This is a genomic window from Rhodoferax sp. EU05-FHT12H12, assembly GCF_058791215.1.
The window spans coordinates 494,211-511,372 of the sequence record NZ_JBYTDI010000002.1 but is presented as its reverse complement, the minus strand read 5'-3'; the positions used below and the strand labels follow the sequence as shown (position 1 = coordinate 511,372).

At 52.9% G+C, this 17,162-nt stretch carries 16 protein-coding genes; all 16 read right to left on the bottom strand.

The features are described 5' to 3' along the window. Window positions 1–316: 316 nt before the first annotated feature. Entirely contained in the window at window positions 317–1,255 is a 939-nt protein-coding gene (locus AC3WS7_RS07215) for an NAD-dependent epimerase/dehydratase family protein (protein WP_492655881.1), read from the bottom strand. Beyond that, complete coding sequence (locus AC3WS7_RS07210; protein ID WP_492655880.1) at window positions 1,252–2,013, bottom strand: glycosyltransferase family 2 protein; 762 nt, start codon at window positions 2,011–2,013, stop codon at window positions 1,252–1,254. The genes AC3WS7_RS07215 and AC3WS7_RS07210 overlap by 4 nt, the downstream gene beginning before the upstream one ends. A gap of 3 nt (window positions 2,014–2,016) precedes the next feature. Then, entirely contained in the window at window positions 2,017–2,931 is a 915-nt protein-coding gene (locus AC3WS7_RS07205) for a hypothetical protein (protein WP_492655879.1), read from the bottom strand. Window positions 2,932–3,102: 171 nt separating this feature from the next. Then, window positions 3,103–3,786, bottom strand: a complete 684-nt coding sequence (locus AC3WS7_RS07200) for a class I SAM-dependent methyltransferase (protein WP_492655878.1) — start codon at window positions 3,784–3,786, stop codon at window positions 3,103–3,105. Further along, window positions 3,787–4,923 carry a CgeB family protein gene (locus tag AC3WS7_RS07195; protein ID WP_492655877.1) on the bottom strand — a complete coding sequence of 379 codons (1,137 nt, stop codon included), beginning with the start codon at window positions 4,921–4,923 and terminating at the stop codon, window positions 3,787–3,789. Continuing rightward, on the bottom strand, window positions 4,920–6,047 hold the full coding sequence (locus AC3WS7_RS07190; protein WP_492655876.1) for a DegT/DnrJ/EryC1/StrS family aminotransferase: 1,128 nt from the start codon (window positions 6,045–6,047) through the stop codon (window positions 4,920–4,922). The genes AC3WS7_RS07195 and AC3WS7_RS07190 overlap by 4 nt, the downstream gene beginning before the upstream one ends. Continuing rightward, the gene (locus AC3WS7_RS07185) at window positions 6,040–6,408 is read right to left on the bottom strand and encodes a sugar 3,4-ketoisomerase (RefSeq protein WP_492655875.1); all 369 of its coding nucleotides are present in this window, start codon (window positions 6,406–6,408) and stop codon (window positions 6,040–6,042) included. The genes AC3WS7_RS07190 and AC3WS7_RS07185 overlap by 8 nt, the downstream gene beginning before the upstream one ends. Before the next feature lie 19 nt (window positions 6,409–6,427). Further along, on the bottom strand, window positions 6,428–7,081 hold the full coding sequence (locus AC3WS7_RS07180) for a methyltransferase domain-containing protein (protein ID WP_492655874.1): 654 nt from the start codon (window positions 7,079–7,081) through the stop codon (window positions 6,428–6,430). A gap of 100 nt (window positions 7,082–7,181) precedes the next feature. Beyond that, window positions 7,182–8,201: a phytanoyl-CoA dioxygenase family protein gene (locus tag AC3WS7_RS07175; protein ID WP_492655873.1), complete on the bottom strand. Its 1,020-nt coding sequence runs from the start codon at window positions 8,199–8,201 to the stop codon at window positions 7,182–7,184. A 35-nt stretch (window positions 8,202–8,236) separates the two neighbouring features. Beyond that, on the bottom strand, window positions 8,237–9,832 hold the full coding sequence (locus AC3WS7_RS07170) for a hypothetical protein (RefSeq protein ID WP_492655872.1): 1,596 nt from the start codon (window positions 9,830–9,832) through the stop codon (window positions 8,237–8,239). A 37-nt stretch (window positions 9,833–9,869) separates the two neighbouring features. Then, window positions 9,870–10,913, bottom strand: coding sequence for a pseudaminic acid synthase (gene pseI / locus AC3WS7_RS07165; protein ID WP_492655871.1), 1,044 nt, complete (start codon window positions 10,911–10,913; stop codon window positions 9,870–9,872). A gap of 7 nt (window positions 10,914–10,920) precedes the next feature. Further along, window positions 10,921–12,453, bottom strand: a complete 1,533-nt coding sequence (pseG, locus tag AC3WS7_RS07160) for a UDP-2,4-diacetamido-2,4,6-trideoxy-beta-L-altropyranose hydrolase (protein ID WP_492655870.1) — start codon at window positions 12,451–12,453, stop codon at window positions 10,921–10,923. Window positions 12,454–12,458: 5 nt separating this feature from the next. After that, window positions 12,459–13,154 (bottom strand): pseudaminic acid cytidylyltransferase, encoded by a 696-nt coding sequence (gene pseF / locus AC3WS7_RS07155; RefSeq protein ID WP_492655869.1) that lies wholly within the window; start codon window positions 13,152–13,154, stop codon window positions 12,459–12,461. Next, entirely contained in the window at window positions 13,151–14,308 is a 1,158-nt protein-coding gene (gene pseC, locus AC3WS7_RS07150) for a UDP-4-amino-4,6-dideoxy-N-acetyl-beta-L-altrosamine transaminase (protein ID WP_492655868.1), read from the bottom strand. Before pseC ends, pseF begins: the two co-directional genes overlap by 4 nt. Continuing rightward, a complete protein-coding gene (pseB, locus tag AC3WS7_RS07145; RefSeq protein ID WP_492655867.1) occupies window positions 14,308–15,306 on the bottom strand; it encodes a UDP-N-acetylglucosamine 4,6-dehydratase (inverting) in 999 nt (332 codons plus the stop codon). Before pseB ends, pseC begins: the two co-directional genes overlap by 1 nt. Window positions 15,307–15,408: 102 nt before the next feature. Beyond that, the gene (locus AC3WS7_RS07140; protein WP_492655866.1) at window positions 15,409–17,160 is read right to left on the bottom strand and encodes a hypothetical protein; all 1,752 of its coding nucleotides are present in this window, start codon (window positions 17,158–17,160) and stop codon (window positions 15,409–15,411) included. Window positions 17,161–17,162: the final 2 nt, after the last annotated feature.

Below are 17,162 nucleotides of genomic sequence, written 5' to 3'. Positions count from 1 at the left end.
ACTTAAGTACCCCAGCGTGGAATGCCTGCTGAGGGCCTTACGTCGGCCCTCGTATCCAGAACCGCCTCCCTCACATCCAAATCTCGTGCTAGTTGGCTGACGCGCCCCCCCCCCCACCGCGCTCGGCTACCAGTTTACAGCTTCAACTTTGAAGTCACGGCTGAATTGCCTTCTTGTTGCCATTTGCAACCTCCTGTTTCATCGACCACCTTAACGAGGTGTCTTTGAGAAACCGATATCAAGGTCCCCCTTCCAACACTGTCACGAGCACAAAACCAAGCGTGCCAACAAGGAATGTTGGCGACGACACATCACATCAAATAAGCAAGTCATGAAGTGCCATTTTTTTTAACTGCTCATCCATGCTGACTGGTGGCTGCCATCCGAGCAACTGCTGAGCCTTCGAGTCATCTATCACCAATGAGCCAAGGAGACGGTCAGCAGTAGATGTCCTCCCCATCCATCCAGCAGCGTGACGCATTAAAACAACCGGGACTAAAAACAAGCGACCACCGCACCGATATGCCTTGGCAACTCTGCGCAAAAGTTCGGCTGTCGACACATCGTCGTCATCGGACACCAGAAAGACTTGGCCTTTGGCATTCGGTGAGGCGTCGAAGTCTGCGCACAATGCAGTGAAATTAATCAAATTATCCAAGGCAATCATCGATCGGCGATTATTGACCGCTCCGAGCGGGAGTGGTATGCCAATTTTTACCCACCTGATTAAGGACGCCAAGTTCCCTTTGGCACCAGGGCCATACACGAGCGGAGGACGGATGATTACCACCTCTAGCCCTGTTTTTTGGGCAATTTCTAGGAGCCCCTGCTCAGCCTCCCATTTGGAAACCGCATAAAAATCTTTGGGATGGGGTGGATCATCTGCCCGAAAACTGCATCCTGGGGCTGTCTCCTCGCCATTCACTTTGACGGTGCTCATAAAGACGAATCGGCGCACGCCAGCCTTAACCGCTCGAGCCGCTAGCTCTATAGTGACATCGACATTGTTCACACGAAAGGCTTGCCGGGGATTTCTTTCCTGCTCGCGCATAACGTGGGCACGAGCCGCCAAGTGGACAACGCTGTCACACCCTTCAAGCGCGGACATCCAAGATGCTTCATTGCCCACAATGTACTCGTGAAGAATGCCGCTAGGCCGACGCACCGTAGACACCACCTCATGACCAAGCCCGGCGAGATAAGGTGCCAAGGCACGCCCCACAAAACCGCTCGCCCCGGTAACGAGTACCCTCATTTCTGAAGAAGCTCCAGTATTTTTTTCGGGTATTTGGAGAGTATCTTTAACATATTGGTTTGCAGCCCATTCTCACGGCAGGCGCGGAGCACTTCTAGATTGAGCAAAATCTTCGAGCGCCAACCATTTGTGCTGGCACCACCCGTTTGCATATTCACCAGCACTTCAGGCAGATGTCGGTAGCTCAGCGCATGGTTGTGGAAGGCTCGAACGATGTATTCGAAGTCTCCCGCAATACGATAATCGGTTCGGAATCGTCCTACTCGCCTTATTACGGCGCTGCTTAAAAATAACGCGGGGTGCGCAGGCATCCAGCCCCAAGCGAGCCGCCTTGGATGGAAGAGATCAGAACGGTAGCGGCGGACCATGCGCGAAGGATCCTGTTCGCGGAAGAAGCCTACATCGCCCGTCAACGCGTCCAGATCATGTTCACGCATCTGTGCCGTGACTCGCGACAGCACCTGAGGGTCCGCGTATTGGTCGTCGGCATTCAGAAAACAGACGATATCCCCGTTGGCGCAATCCAAACCCTTGTTCATCGCATCGTAGATACCATCGTCCGGCTCGCTGACAACATGGGCCAGTCGTGGACGGAAGCGCTCGATGATGGCTGAGGTACTATCTGTCGAAGCACCATCGATGACGATGTGTTCTACCCGCAGCCAATCCTGATCCGCCACAGACTGCAGCGCACGCGCCAATGTCGCCGAGCTGTTATAGCAGACCGTAATGACGGAGACGAGCGGATCGGCACCCATGGATCAATAGCGCAGGAAGCGGCGCGCGACTTCCTTGGCCCACATAGGTACAAACTGTTGAATGAAACGGCGGCCGCGCACAGTCGACACCGGCTTCAGGCCGCCTCTGAAATCCGGCACCGTTGCGCGGACATCGACCACACATTGTTTCAATTCGGCCTCATATGCTTCATACACGACGGCCGGCTCGGCGCACTCCGAGGTGTAAAAGGTGGAAAGTCGATCAAACTTGCCGTTGTCAAGCAACTGAAACTGGTGGAAGTGATAAAAAATCAGCGGCACACCCTCCACCGTGACGTTATCGATCTCATTTTTGCCGAATCGGTATTGCGCATAGTTCCAGGGCGCGATGCCGGCGCCCGGATGCATGAGGATATGACAGGCGGAATAGCGTTCGGGCCATTCATCCAGATATTTCTGGTCGCCCATCTTTCCGTCTTCAAGGCGATAATAGCACCATTCGATGCACTGTTCGCGCCAGCGCGAAAGACAAGCTAGGCCCTGCTCGTCTCGACGAAAGCTGTCCCATTCCACGCAGAAGCGACCATTTACCTCCCTGTCCCGTAAGCGAGGAGTGAAACGGTGCTCAATGATGGCAATGGAGGCATCGCCGATTTCATCGAACAAGGGTTGCACGTCGGAATAGAAAAGCAGATCGGCATCGACGTAGGTTAGGAAATGGATCTCCGGATGGTTTTGCATCACATGCCAAGTGAAGCAGGACGAAAGCGTCCAGCAATACTCGGCCACGCCACGATCCGCCTTAGCCTTTAACAACTCTTCGCTTTCGACTTCCGCCAATGTAGTGCAATTGACAAACGGCAAATCCAGCCGCTCAAGAATATATTTGGTCTGAGCATCCATGCAAAGCACATAGATTTTTGCACCTGGACAGAAACGCGCCAGACTGCGCATCATGGCGAGGCCCTTGAGCAGATAGCCACTGTCAAACAGCGTGCAGAAGTACTTTGGCTGTATCAAAGGATATCTCTCTGACTAGGTAGGCGAACAAACCGGCACGCGCCCGCCGAAATGCAGTAGGGAATCAGGTGCATAGCTGATGTAATGCCGCATGGCTTACTTTGGAGCTCAGGCGGTCGTCTTTTGGGCTTTGACCTCGACCTGGAACCATGAGCGCTCAACCCGCGCATAAAGGCGGCAAACAAGATCGAAAACGGGGCGGCCCAATCGAGCAAAAAAGCGATAGTACGGCGGCCACTTGTGAATGTATGCCTTTGCGTGCTGAACCTCAAATCCGGCTTCATTAAACAGATTGCCAAAGTTCTGAGGACTCCAGCTGAAAAGGTGGTAGTTGATGTCGGCCGGGTTATAGCGATAGTTAACTGAATCGCAAGGCACAAAAAAATGAATCAAACCGCCCACTTTCAGTAAGCGCCGCAAATCCTTGAGCTCCTGCAATGGGTTCAGAGTATGTTCCAGCGCGTGATTTGAAATAATTACGTCGACCGCTCCTTCGCCCAATGTAGCGATTGCCTCGGCAACGCTCTGAAAGTGTCGCACTCCATTGGCCTGAATGGTTTCAGCTGCCGAAGCATTTGGCTCAATACCGACTTTGACTGCACATTGCAGATTGTTAAGCAGGAACCCACCACCACAACCGAAATCTACGACAACATGGTCCTTTTTGATGGAATCGAAGAACTTGCTGGAATTCGCCCAGCCACCGAATGCGCCAATATTTTTTTGCCAGTTGAAATAGTCCTGATCGTAGTACTGGCTAACGGCTTCTGGTGTTTTTTGGTTAACGCCCATTTAATGGCCTTTCTGCCCCAGATGGGCTTCTAGTATCGGGAGCAATTCGCCCATGCGGGATGCATAACTGTGCCCAGACAATGTACGTGCCTGGCCTGCTTTCGCAATCGCATCGGCCTCGGCAGGATGATTCAGGTAGTAGGCAATCAGCGCTGTGGCCTCTTCCGGGCTTTCATACGCAAGAACCTCTTTCCCGACTTCAAACAGCTCGCCAAGATTGTCTTTCTTGTCGGTCAACAACAAAGTTCCAACCCCTGTAGCCTCGTACAAACGCATATTGTTTGCATTGTTTTCTGCAACATTGATATGACGATTCAGCGTTATCCGACTGCGCGCCAAAGCGCGGTACATCTCGAGCCCCCAAACCTCTCCGTGATGCCGTGGACGAATCGGAGACTGCGGGTCGAGATTCTCCATTCCATAGCCAAAGAATTCAATCGGCGTATTGCAAGCTAGATATTCGAGCGTGGGAACAGCCTTGCCATGATGCCTGCCGATTCCTCCGACAAAACTTGCTGGTATGTCTTTCTCAACCGTGCCTAGGTGTCCGAGGACGCTGGCATCGAAACCAATGCGGAAGTACTCGGCGGCCACACCCAGCGCGCGCAGGCGCGGAACGAAATGAGGGAAGGAAGTTAGGATCAAGTCGTAGCCACGACAAAAAGGTGCTGCGGGCAACGGGGATGCAACCTGGCCGACAATCAGAGGCACTGATTTCTTCAGCGCCCCCAAGGTTTCAGGCACTAGGAAATTAATGTCCTGACAATACAGAACATCCGGCTTAAATTGAAGAACCTGCTCAGTTAGTAGTTGTTGCAAGCCGGGTAAACGCGCGAGCACGCGGCCAACAAGAGGAAGTCGATTGAGGCGTGGGGATATTCCCAGAAAGGGCCTGAATACAGAAACACCCATCTCCTCAGCCCAGCGAATTTGCGACGGGATGCAGTTGGCGATCAAATCTTGCGCTTCGCAATCCAGAGAACGTAAATGCCGAGAATAAAAATCGGATGTACCGAAACATTGGCCAAGCAAGAAGTCACGTTGGACCGCATACTTCGCTTGCGCCAAGTCTCCATTGGTTGAATAAACCTGACGCAAGAATGCCGGGTAATAAGTATCGAGAAGCAGAATCCTCAAAGCCCTTTTCCCTCGAAGAACAGGCGCGCTTCATCGGCACCCAGAGCCGTACAAACCGCCTCAACTTCTTCAGCGGTGTGCCCCATTGAAATCGGCAGACTCAGCTCTGTAGCATGCAAAACCTCGGCTACCGGATAATTTCCGGATAGCAAGCCGGCCATGGCAGGCTGCTGATGCGGTGGAATCGGATAGTGGATTTCCGTCTTGATTCCTTGTTCAAGCAGGTATTGGCGCAAAGCATCTCTCTGCGGACACCGTATGGCAAAGATGTGAAATACGTCAAACTCGTCGTCCTGCCGGGTCGGCAGAGGGATCCAACTCGGCAAATGCTTGAAGTAAATGTCCGCCAGCATTCGCTTATGCTTAATCAGGTCGTCAAGGTGGCGCAGTTTGACGCGCAACATGGCCGCCTGCATTTCATCAAGACGAGAGTTGACGCCCAGATACTCATTGACATATTTCAGCTTGGAACCATAGTTGCGCAGGTGACGCAAACGGTCAGCCAACGCATCGTCGTTGGTCACAACAGCCCCTGCATCACCCAAGGCGCCGAGATTTTTGGTCGGGTAGAAACTGAAACAGCCGGCATCCCCGAACGTTCCGGTCATTGCCCCCGCCAGGGTTGCGCCGTGGGATTGCGCGCAGTCTTCGATTAGGCGTAGATCATGCTTTTGCGTAAAGGCAGTGACGGCTTCCATCCTGCACGGTTTGCCAAACAAGTGCGTAACGCAAACCGCCCTTGTCTCGGAGGTCATGGCTTGGTCCAGCAGCGCCGGATCCATGTTGAAAGTATCCAGAACCGGCTCAACAAGTACTGGGCGATGACCTGCTCTCAAAATGGCCAGGATCGTGGCAATATAGGTATTGGAGGCAACCAAAACATCGCTGTGTTTCGGCAGATTAAGCGCTTCGATCGCCAGAATGAGCGCATCCAAACCATTAGCCACGCCGATGCAATGCCGCGTGCCGACATATGCAGCAAATTCAGTTTCGAAGGCCGCGACCTCGCTCCCCAGCACATACCACCCCGAGCGAATTACTTTTGAAGCCGCCGACTCCAGGTCGGCCATCCATGCTTGGTTAGTGCGCGCGAGACTTTCGTATTCGATGATGGCTTTAGTCATATTTGTCGTCAATATAGTCGGCTCGGTCATATGGCTCGGAAGAAAACACCAGCAGCACCGAGCCAGGTCCAAAAGACATGGTGTGCCAATCTTTGGGCTCAACCAGCAAGCAATGACTTGGATCTTTCAGGACCACGGTTTCGCTAAACCTTCCGTCATTGATGTATACCGAAACCGTGCCAGTGATACCGACCAAGGCCTGCCGCGTTTTGACATGACGATGCCCGCCGCGCACTTGTCCATCTGCACCATAGATCCAATAAGTACGTTTGATTTCGAAAGGTAACGCACCATCCAGAACAGTCAGCCCGCCACGGGCATCCAGAAAAGTTGGTAAGTCGATAATCGTAAAGTAGCTCATGTTTTCCTGTAGCGAGGGCTCAGTCGGTCAACTTAAGAATCACAGCGTTGTCGGTCGGAACCTCAATCTGAGGGTCATGGATAAAAACGATTTTCGCAGAAGTCAGCGCCGCAATCTCGTGGGCTGAATTCAGCGGATTCGCGCGCGGCGGCTTCACCTCTCCTGTCACTCGCAGGTCCGGATTGGATTCGATACCAAAGCCAAGATAGCCGCCCGGTTTGAGAATTCGCTGACATTCCTGCAACAGAACGTTTGGAGCATTGCTATAGCTAACCACCCAGCCCAGAATGACCGCATCAAACACGCCAGTAGCATAGTTGGTAGCATGCATATCGCCAATGTCGATAAGAGAGCTATACGAAAACAGATCCAGACCTCGCGCGTCCAGCATGCCCAAAGATCGGGCCCAGAAAATGTCATCCTCCGTACGGGGGCCGACAATCAGTACTTTGGGCTGATTAATGTCACGTACTAGGGCTGCCAGCGGATATAGCAGCAAAGCCATGCGATTGCCCATTCCATAGGCAGCACGATTGCTGAGTGCGCCCATATTGTGTGAAATGGTTTCCTTACCGACATCGTCGCTCATCGTCTCCAGTACCCTGACGTTACCTTTCTTGAACTGGAAGCGCATCCAGCAAAAGTAGTTACGGATGAGGTCTATCTTCAGCACTTCATAACAAAGTCTGGTCAATCTTCTCGACTTGCTCATTAATTAAATCTTCCCACTGTGTGTGCCGTGGCGCCCTGCTCAAGCGCACGCATATCTTGCGTTACAAATAGGCTTTGTATACGTCCGAAAAAAGGGCCAGCTGCGAACTCAATGCAGGCGTTCTTTGGCTAGGCAAAAATTCTTTGGGGTAGGTAACACCGAACAAGGAATTGCTCAACTGCATTTGGAGCAAGAGCCTGGGGTTACCAGAAACGGGGCTTCCCTTATGAAAGCCACGCGTATCTTCGACAATGACTGTACCGCGCGGAGCGGCAAACTTGACCTCTCTGGCCTCACCGTAATGGGCGAACACTTCGTCATCCATCAACCGAACGTACCCTTGATCGAGAAACTGCTGAGGGATCGCACCTGGCCGATGCGAACCCGCGATGAAGGCGTGCGGCCCATCTTCTGGCCCAACTTCGGTCAGGTAAATAAAGACTTTCAACCACTTCACCCTGTCCATGTCGAAGTGGTAGAACTGGGCGGCCTCGGAATCCCCTTTCGAGTGGAAGCGCGTATGCCACCACATTGAAACAACATCCAGCTTGGGTCGAGCTTCAAGGTAGGCCTCGGCCAAGGCCAGAATTGACTGATCGGCCATGACGTTTTGCACATCCGCATTACTCAACAAATCGTCGGTTTTGTAGTCATAGCGAACCGCTTCAGGTTTATCTGCGTTGTATATGGCCGTACGCGGGATGGCTAACTTCTCTTCGCCATCCATGGCTCGGATATTGGCCGGCGTTCTCAAAGCAAAGCTCATCAGCCGCTCACATACATCTGGGGCAAGGACATTTTCAAAAACTACGTAGCCTTTTTCCTGTAAGTCGCGCAGGGCCGCCTCGCCCGACGCGCCGTCCATATCGCCAAGGATTCCACTTTTCGAAGCTTGCTTGAGTGGCTTGTGCCAAATACTCACGATTCGACTGCACCAAGCATTGAAATGGCCGCCGGAGACACAAAAGAGATAAATTAACGCCTTATGGGCTCGTTGACTATTGGTGCCGCGGGCGAGAAACTGTACTACCCCAAGCACAAAGAAACAACTATGTGCGACAAGAAAAAAAAGTTTCTTCATTTGATGAATTTTTTGCTGGATGAACTAAACGCGTTTTAGCAGGCCACCGCTTTGATCTTGCTGGCCAAGCGGGAAATATAGTCATCGAAGCCAGGCAGCGCGGTAAAGGCTTGTAAGCGCGCCATTACCATCTCTTCTGGGTCATCCCCAAAATTGCAGTCTCTCCAGAGGGCAATAAACGAAGAAGCCAAGGCTCGCTCTGCCTCCGTACCATAAAGATTATTCATGTAATAAAACATGAGCGCCTGTCTCTTCATCGCCTCCACTGGCAAGGGTAAAACCTCCGGACTACGTAGCATCGCCACATATTCGGCACTGGATTTTGCCGTTCTGCAGAAATCAAATGAATGATGCGGGTGGCGGGCGCAGCCGATTGTCGGAATGCCTAAATAAGCCATTTCATGGGCAACTGTGCCATATACAGTCACTCCGCAAGCAATCCCTGCTTTTGCCAGCTGAACGTTGCTAATTCCAGAGGGCAACCAGTTCAAGCCCGGATAGTGCTCCCGTAAACGAGATATAGCCTCATCACTTAGCGCGATTTGGTTCGGATGGGGCTTAAGGAAAAGCACCAAACCCGCCTCCTGCAGGGTGGTAATTGTAAGGCAAGCCCACTCCCAGAAATCATTGAACACCAGCTCTGGGTAGACATGGGGGCTATCGTAGAAATCGTGCAAAAAGACTACGACTGCGCCTTTGAGATTGGGTGGCACACTGACCTTGGTGTTTGCGTATGCCGATTGGCGCATATAGCTTGTCGCGGGGTCAATACCTCCTGACAACCTTCGCTCAAGCTGTACTTGGGCTTCTGCGAGACGCTCCTCCTGCCTGTCCAGCACATTAAAATCACGGCTGTATGCTGAGAAGTCCGGGGTATGAAAACTATCCTCAAGGCTTAGTTTTTTTCCCAGCCCGTTGAGATTGCCAAACGACCATACCTCCACCCCATGAGCTAAGGCAACCCGGACCGGAATACCGTGCTCAAGATAAGTACTGTGAGAGGATAAATACCATGCCGGACGCACTCGCTCGAAGTAAGCACGTGCCTGGCGCTCATCGCGCAAGGCCTGCCAGATCAAGCGTCGAACAAATGGATCGTGTACCGCAAAGGCCGGCGCCGGCTTAAAACGGAGATAGGAATCTATCAATAGATCGGCAACCTCAACGCCATTAAGTTGCAACGAAAACTCCCCGGTCTGGGTTCGTAGCATCTGCCAAAGACGCTTTGACTGAACCCACGCCTGCAAATCGGCCATGGGGCTAGTCCAGCTTGCACAGCGGTAGGCAATGCGATCTAGCCACGGACCGTAAGCACGAACCCACTGCGCACAACGCAGCCAAGCGGCCGGCGCCGATCTTTTTAGCTCGGCCAGAGATCCTGTACCGATTGCGCCATTCACCGATTGTGTCATCACCAGATCAGCACGAACGGGTACTCGCGCACCGAGGCGAGCACGTATTGCACCAAACAGCAGAAAATAAAACCGGTCACATACCGACTGCAACGCCAGAACAGCTACGGGCTTGCCGCTTGCGCGAGTACAGGCAAGAAAACCGAACGATCGCGGGCTCACGCCTTTCACATTCGGGTATCGGGCAAACAACCTGATTAACTTCTCGATCACACTCACACCCTATTTATCGGATACATGGTGGTGCGCAACTCGCTCAACCAACCATTTGCCAGGTCAGCGCAGTACCCTTCTTGGCATCCTGATTTATCTTGCGGCCTATAAACAAATCGTAAAACTTAGGGGGCAAGCCATGACCAGGCCGCACACAGCGAAGATTTTCCACAGTTAGCGTATCGCCTGCATTGATATCCTTCGCGATATACAAAGAGCGCCGGAATGCGAGCGACTTCAGCTCGGCCTCTCGCGGACCATAGGCGACATGCCCCAAAGCAAGCCATGCTCTTTCAGTTTCTTCAACGAGCAAGGCCAACTCCGCAGGCTCCATTGAAAAGGCGCTATCGACGCCCCCATCCGATCGGCGCAACGTAAAGTGCTTTTCAATCACCGATGCACCTAGCGCTACGGCTGCAACCGCTGCACCAACCCCCATCGTATGGTCAGACAATCCGATTTCGCACCCGAAAGTCTCGCGCATACGGGGAATTGTGCGCAGATTGCTGTTTTCAGGTGTGGCCGGATAGGTGCTGGTGCATTTGAGCAAGGTGAGATCCGTACAGCCTGCAGCACGGGCAGTGCGAACCGCATCATCAATTTCGGCAACTGTGGCCATCCCGGTGGACATGATGAGCGGCTTTCCTGTAGCTGCGGCCTTGCGGATCAAGGGCAAGTGCACTAATTCGAACGATGCGATCTTGTAGGCTGGGGCACTCAGGGTTTCCAAAAAATCCACTGCGCTCTCATCAAATGGAGAACTGAAGCAAATCATTCCGCGCCCCCGACAACGCTCAAATATCGGCGCATGCCATTCCCACGGAGTATAGGCCTGCTGATAAAGCTGATGCAGACTGTTCCCCGCCCACAAGCTGGATTTATCCTGAATAAAGAACTCACCCTCGTTTACGTCGAGCGTAATGGTGTCCGCTGTATAAGTCTGCAGTTTCAATGCATGCGCACCCGCCTTAGCGGCAGCGTCAACAATCTCTAGTGCTCGTGCAAGCGACTGGTTATGGTTGCCTGACATTTCGGCAATGACGAACGGCGGATGATCCGGCCCAATGACTCGGTTGGCGATCTTCATGGCTGCCTCAAAACTGGTTTGATTGATAAATTGCGACATCTGCGCCAGCGGCAGACACAAGACTAAAGTCCAACGCTTCGAACATGCGGCACGATGCACGGTTCGCTGTCTTAACCTGGCCAAAGACAACGACTCCTAACTGCCCCTGCACAAAAGCGTCCAACGCGGCCTTGAGCAGAGAGGTTCCCAAACCTCTGCCACGCAATACGGGACTCAATGTGAAGTGTACCTCCCAAGCCCCTTGTGCGCGCTCAAAACGTACCTGACCCGCAGCCAGGCCACCCTCAGTCTCGATCAGATAAAGCTGGCAGTCGGCATTAGCTAGTCGCTTTGAAAACCAGAGATGATGGCTCTCTGGTGAAATTTGTGCGCTGGAAAACGAGTTGCGACGTGTCAGTGGATCATTCGCCCACTCCAGCAGTTGCGCCTCATCATCCTGACAGGCGCGTCTGGCAATCAGGACTGTTTTTTTATCGGCCAGTAACGCAGCGCAGACCCTGCCAGCACCCAACCCATCCACGACTTTCAGGCAGCTCGCCGACCATGCGTCCAACGGTTGTTGCAAGATGGTTTGGATTTGCGCTACCAGCGCATCCATCTGGATACTGTCCTTGTCCCCGATCCAACGCACAAGGCCCCGTTTGTCCAGCTCGTCTGCTATCGGGCGCTGATTGTCTGCCACGGTAATGACCAACGTAGGCAAGCCCAGACACAGTCGCTCCCAGCTGGTCGCCCCCCCTGCACCAATTGCCAGATCGGCAGCAAGCAGCATTGGCGCCAAAGTCGGTTGAGATCCGTGTAAGTGAATATTCGGCATCTCTCTCACCAGCATTTCGAGGGCTTCACGATGCGGATTGCTGTCGGCGACAACAACATCCACCAGGAGATTGGACAGGTCAAGTTTCAGAAGCGCCGAGAGAGCAGTCTGAGTGAGGTTTTCCGTATCCACGCCGCCAAAGAACACAAACACACGTCGCGGCTGCCCAGTGCGTGGTCGTGCTTGCTCATGCAAGGCTGCATAAGCAGGCTGGAGCAACGCGTAACCCGGGCCGAGCAAGCTTACGCCTTGCTCGGGCAGGAGGTTTTCATATCGTTTATACAGGTTGGCGACGAGATTTTGATCAAGAAGCAGATCACAACTGTGCGGCCTGTCAGCCAGATCATCGATCACCATTAATCGCCGGCAGTTTTCACGCAGGGCGTTCTCCCAACGCGCATCAAGCGCGTAATGATCAACTACCAACCAGTCGGGACGCGCCCCTTTGAGTGCGGCCAATGTCTGCTCGGCATCGCTTTGCCAATCGGCGCCAAGCCACTGGTCCTGGGCTGTTGACAGTGCCGAATTCGGTGGCGATAGTCGTAAAACTTCATGTCCCTCTCGACAGATGAAGTCGATAAGGTGCCCAGTATGCTCACGGCAAATAAAGAGGCAGTGTCCCCCTTCTGCTTTCAAAACATGAGCAAGTGCCAGGCAACGCATGACATGGCCAGTGCCAATTTGCCGTGATGCGTCAACACGAAAAGCAATCCTCAATGACACGATATTCAGGGCTGTTCTTGCATGGCCCTAAACAGCCACTCTGCACGCGCCCAGTCTTCGAGAGTATCAATATCCTGCACGCGTTTACGGGGCAATCGCAGCGGAACAGACTTCGGTGAAAACACCGGCTCTCCGGCCAGCCAGGCCGCTGCCCGGCCCCAATAGAACTGGCCAGCGTCATGCCACGCCTCTTCCAGATCCTGAGAGCGCGTATTGAAATGCTCGGCATTGAACATTTCAACGCGCTCTTTCTCAGTAATGCGGATGGCTCGCTGTATGGGGAACGGGTAGCTGGTAACAGAAAATGCGTAGTGGCAATCGGGTGCAGCCATCAGTAACTCGAGCCCCTCCCGCAGATCGACAACCTGAACAAAAGGAGCGGTGGCGTAGATGCAGCACACTTCGGCAGGCTCCGTCCCCTCTGCCATGAACCACTCTATCGCATGGCGGACAACAGGAATCGTTGCCGTGTGATCATCACAAAGTGCCGCAGGTCGCATGAAGGGAACGGATGCTCCCAAGCGCTGCGCGACTTCGGCAATCTCGGAATCATCAGTTGAGACGATGACATGATCAAAACACCGGCTCTGCAGTGCGACCTCAATCGACCACGCAATGATTGGCTTGCCGGCGAAGCTTTTAATGTTCTTCCGGAGGATGCGTTTGCTGCCCCCTCGCGCCGGAATGACGGCAAGCCTCACGCGGCCATCCCTTCCATCAGCGCATTGATGACCGCCGCCTGCTGCGGTGCTGCAAGGGCTGGGAATATTGGCAGCGATATTGCCTCCGCGTAGTAAGCCTCGGCCGCCGGACAGTAGCCGGAGGAAAAATCGAGGCCCTTGTAGTAAGGCTGCAGATACACCGGGATGTAGTGCAGATTCACGCCGATATGCAGCTCGCGCATGCGTGCAAACACTGCGTTATGCTTGGCGGCAGGTACTCGCACGACATACAAATGACGAGCAGAATAGCTGTCCGCGTGTTGCCACGGTCGCTTGATTACCGGAAACGCGGCCAACACCTCGTCGTAGTGGTCGGCAATTCTTTGCCGCTCACTCACAAATGTATCCAGTAGTTGCATCTGACTCAAGCCAAGTGCCGCCTGCATTTCGGTCATGCGGTAATTAAAACCAAGTTCGATCTGCTGGTAATACCACGGACCATGCGGCGGTTCGGTCATTTCTCCGGCTTCTCGCGTGATGCCGTGACTGCGCAAGCGGCGCATTTTCTCTGCATAGCCAGCATTGCTGGTGACAGACATGCCACCCTCACCGGTCGTAATGATTTTCACCGGATGAAAGCTGAACACAGTGATATCGCTGAATTGGCAGCCGCCCACGGGCTTACCCTGATATCGGGAGCCAATCGCGTGGGATGCATCTTCAATGATATGGAAACCATAGCGCTGACCCAGCACATGGATTGCTGCCATATCGCAGGGCTGCCCGCACAAGTGAACGGGGATAACAACTTTTGGCAACTTTCCTTGCTGCTCGGCAACAACAAGCTTTTCCGTCAGCCGCTCAACGCTGAGGTTATAGGTCTGCGGGTCAATATCGACAAAGTCGACTTCAGCACCGCAGTACAGAGCGCAATTCGAACTGGCCACAAACGTAATTGGCGTTGTCCAGACGATATCGCCGGGGCCAACTTCTAGCGCGAGGCATGCCAGATGGAGCGCACTGGTTGCACTGTTGACGGCTACCCCATGAGCAACGCCACAATAATCAGCCACCGCCTGCTCGAAACGAGGAACGACCGGGCCCTGAGTCAGAAAGTCCGACTTAAGCACACCACACACTGCCTCTATGTCAGCAGCGCTGATGGACTGTCGCCCGTAAGGTATGTGCTCCATCAAGACAGTCCGATTTTACCGGCGTTGGCAGCAATCCAAGCTTCGAGCTGAGGGATCGTCATCCAGTCCTGATTGTTGTCACTGGCATAAATGAAGTCATCCTTGACCTTGACACCATCCTTGATCCGGTAAGGATCACTGCTCCAGTCATGAATGGCGGGCAGGATTTTGAAGTGCTCCGAATACTCATAGGTATGCAAGGCATCCTCCACTCCAATCATCTGCTCGTGCAATTTCTCACCAGGACGTATGCCGATGAACTCCTGCCGTGCGGTCGGAGCAACTGCCTTGGCAATGTCGGTGATGTTCATCGAGGGAATCTTCTTGACGTATATTTCGCCACCTTGCATATCTTCAAATGCATGCCAAACGAGTTCGACCCCTTGCTCAAGGGTAATCATGAATCGGGTCATGCGTGCATCAGTAACCGGCAGTACCCCGGCATCCTTGATGCTCAGGAAGAGGGGAATCACAGAGCCGCGGGAGCCCATTACATTGCCGTAGCGCACTACGGAAAAACGGGTGTCATGTCCGCCTGCATATGAGTTTCCGGCGACGAACATCTTGTCTGAGGCAAGCTTGGTTGCACCATACAAATTAACAGGGCTGCTTGCTTTGTCTGTCGAGAGAGCAACAACGCGCTTAATCCCCTTATCGATGCAGGCGTCGATCAAATTCATCGCCCCGATAATATTGGTCTTTACGCACTCGAATGGGTTGTATTCGGCTGTTGGTACAATTTTTGTTGCCGCTGCATGCACAACATGGTCAATACCATCCAAGGCTCTGTACAAGCGCTCGCGGTCGCGAATGTCACCAATGAAAAACCGTACGCGGCGATCGTCTTTGTATAGCTTCGCCATTTCCCATTGCTTCATTTCGTCGCGCGAATAGATGACCAGCCGCTTGGGGTTGTACTTAGCCAAGGTCATGGGGACAAAAGTGTGGCCGAATGAACCAGTCCCGCCAGTAAGCAGAATGGATGAATTAGAAAGCATGGTGCCGCCCATTGGTGATGTGGATTGATTTGATGATTTTTTGCCTAATCGTGCATAGACGCGTACTTGCTAGCCGCCGTCCCCAGCTCGCAGTGGCTTTGTCTACCTGCCCTTAGCCATGCTCAGCAGTACCTCTTCAACATGAGCATTGTCATGCAGATTCTGATCCAAAAAGCGAGCTCTGGCCGCTTGCATATCTGGCTTAAACCACCATGCACGAGAATCTTGCTGCGCCCTCTCCACTTGCCGAGCTAATTCAAGTGGATCATGCACAACAATCCCAGCTTCCTCAAGCGCGGAAAAATATCCTTCAAACTCCGCTCCAAGATGGTAAAGATCAGCTGGCCAGAATGCAATCGTCGGGATATTTGAGGCCAGCGACTCAAAAAGTGATGTAGACATGCCTTCAACAATTACCAGCCTTGCCTTTCCCATGTACGCTTTTGCCGGCCAAGACGGATCAAGTACGCGAATTGCAGCGGGATAGTCCATTTGTAGTGATGTCAGCAGCGGCGGCGGGCGCTTCTTGATTGCTATTTTCTCAATTGCCGCTTTGGGCAAGGCGCCAAGAAATGCGCTGACAAACTGCTTGAAGTGTTTGAATACATCGTAACCAGAGCCATCAGCCGACTGCTGCAAGGGCTGGAAATAGGCATAAAAATCTGTCGTCACGTACAACGTATCAATATCCTTTTGTTCGCTCTTGTCCACCAGACAGTATGGAAAAACCGTTCCGCTGCCTATTGCCGCGGGTGAAATTTGCGCTGCCCCACGTGCAATGAAACGGTCTTGAATCTGCAAACGATTCAGCCTGGCAGCGGCATAAATCTCGAGCGGGAAAAAGTGTGGCAGGGTAATCAGTTCCACGCCTTGTAATTCACACACTGCACGCGGCAAAGCATCTTGCTGATACATGTTTTCCGAGATCACATATTGCAAGCCTGGGAAACTGGACCAAAAATCCCTATAAAACGCGTACGAACGGTCAAAACCTTCGGCCAGCGCCCAGGGAAGCGAAGTTTCAAGACAACGCCCCAGATATTGTTCGAACCTATTTTGACTTGACTTCAGCGGCTCGGCAATATCCCTGCGTAGAGCATGATCAACGGTATATGTCTCTTCAAAAAGGCCTTTGAGAGATGGAACCGTGTGATGAAACGAAACCTGACCGAAGCTGCGAAAAAAAACTTTTTTTGCCAGTGTTTTCTCGTACTGAGCATTGGTCACTATCACAAGCAAACGGCGGCTGCCACGTTTCAAGATTGCTTTGGCGGCCTCTCTGACTACACCGCCAATCGATCTCGATTTTTTTTCAGATTGCGCGGGAGAAAACGTTTTCCTGCGCAACGGCAACTCGACAAACATGCCGGGATAAAAAAGCCGAAAATACTCCCCAGCGTAATACTCACGCCCCTCATCGGTAATACCCCAGTACAAACCATCTTCGAGCGTAGCGCTCACACCGTACAAAGGCACCTTGGCAGGCAGTGATGCAATGCGCATCTCATGTGCAGCCGGATCAAAAACTGCATCTATTTGCTCAAAGACTGTGTGCGCACTGCCGATCAAGTCGCGCAGGTAGAAGAAAAGCGTACGTCTCCAGAACGCGTCGCCATGTCCATGGTACTGAGCCAACCTGCCAGCAATGACGGGCAAAAGTTTTGTGAGGTAACTCTCGATAAAGTTGATCGAGCCCTGCGTTTCCAGCATGGGACATGACACACTCAAGCATAGCTCAGGGGGTACCCCGCTAGCAATCGCATAGTCACGGCAATTCTCGGTCAAGAATTGGTACTTTTCGGCACCCTTTACCCACAGCTCAGTGCAGTTTGAAACGACAAGATTTGCTCTCATTG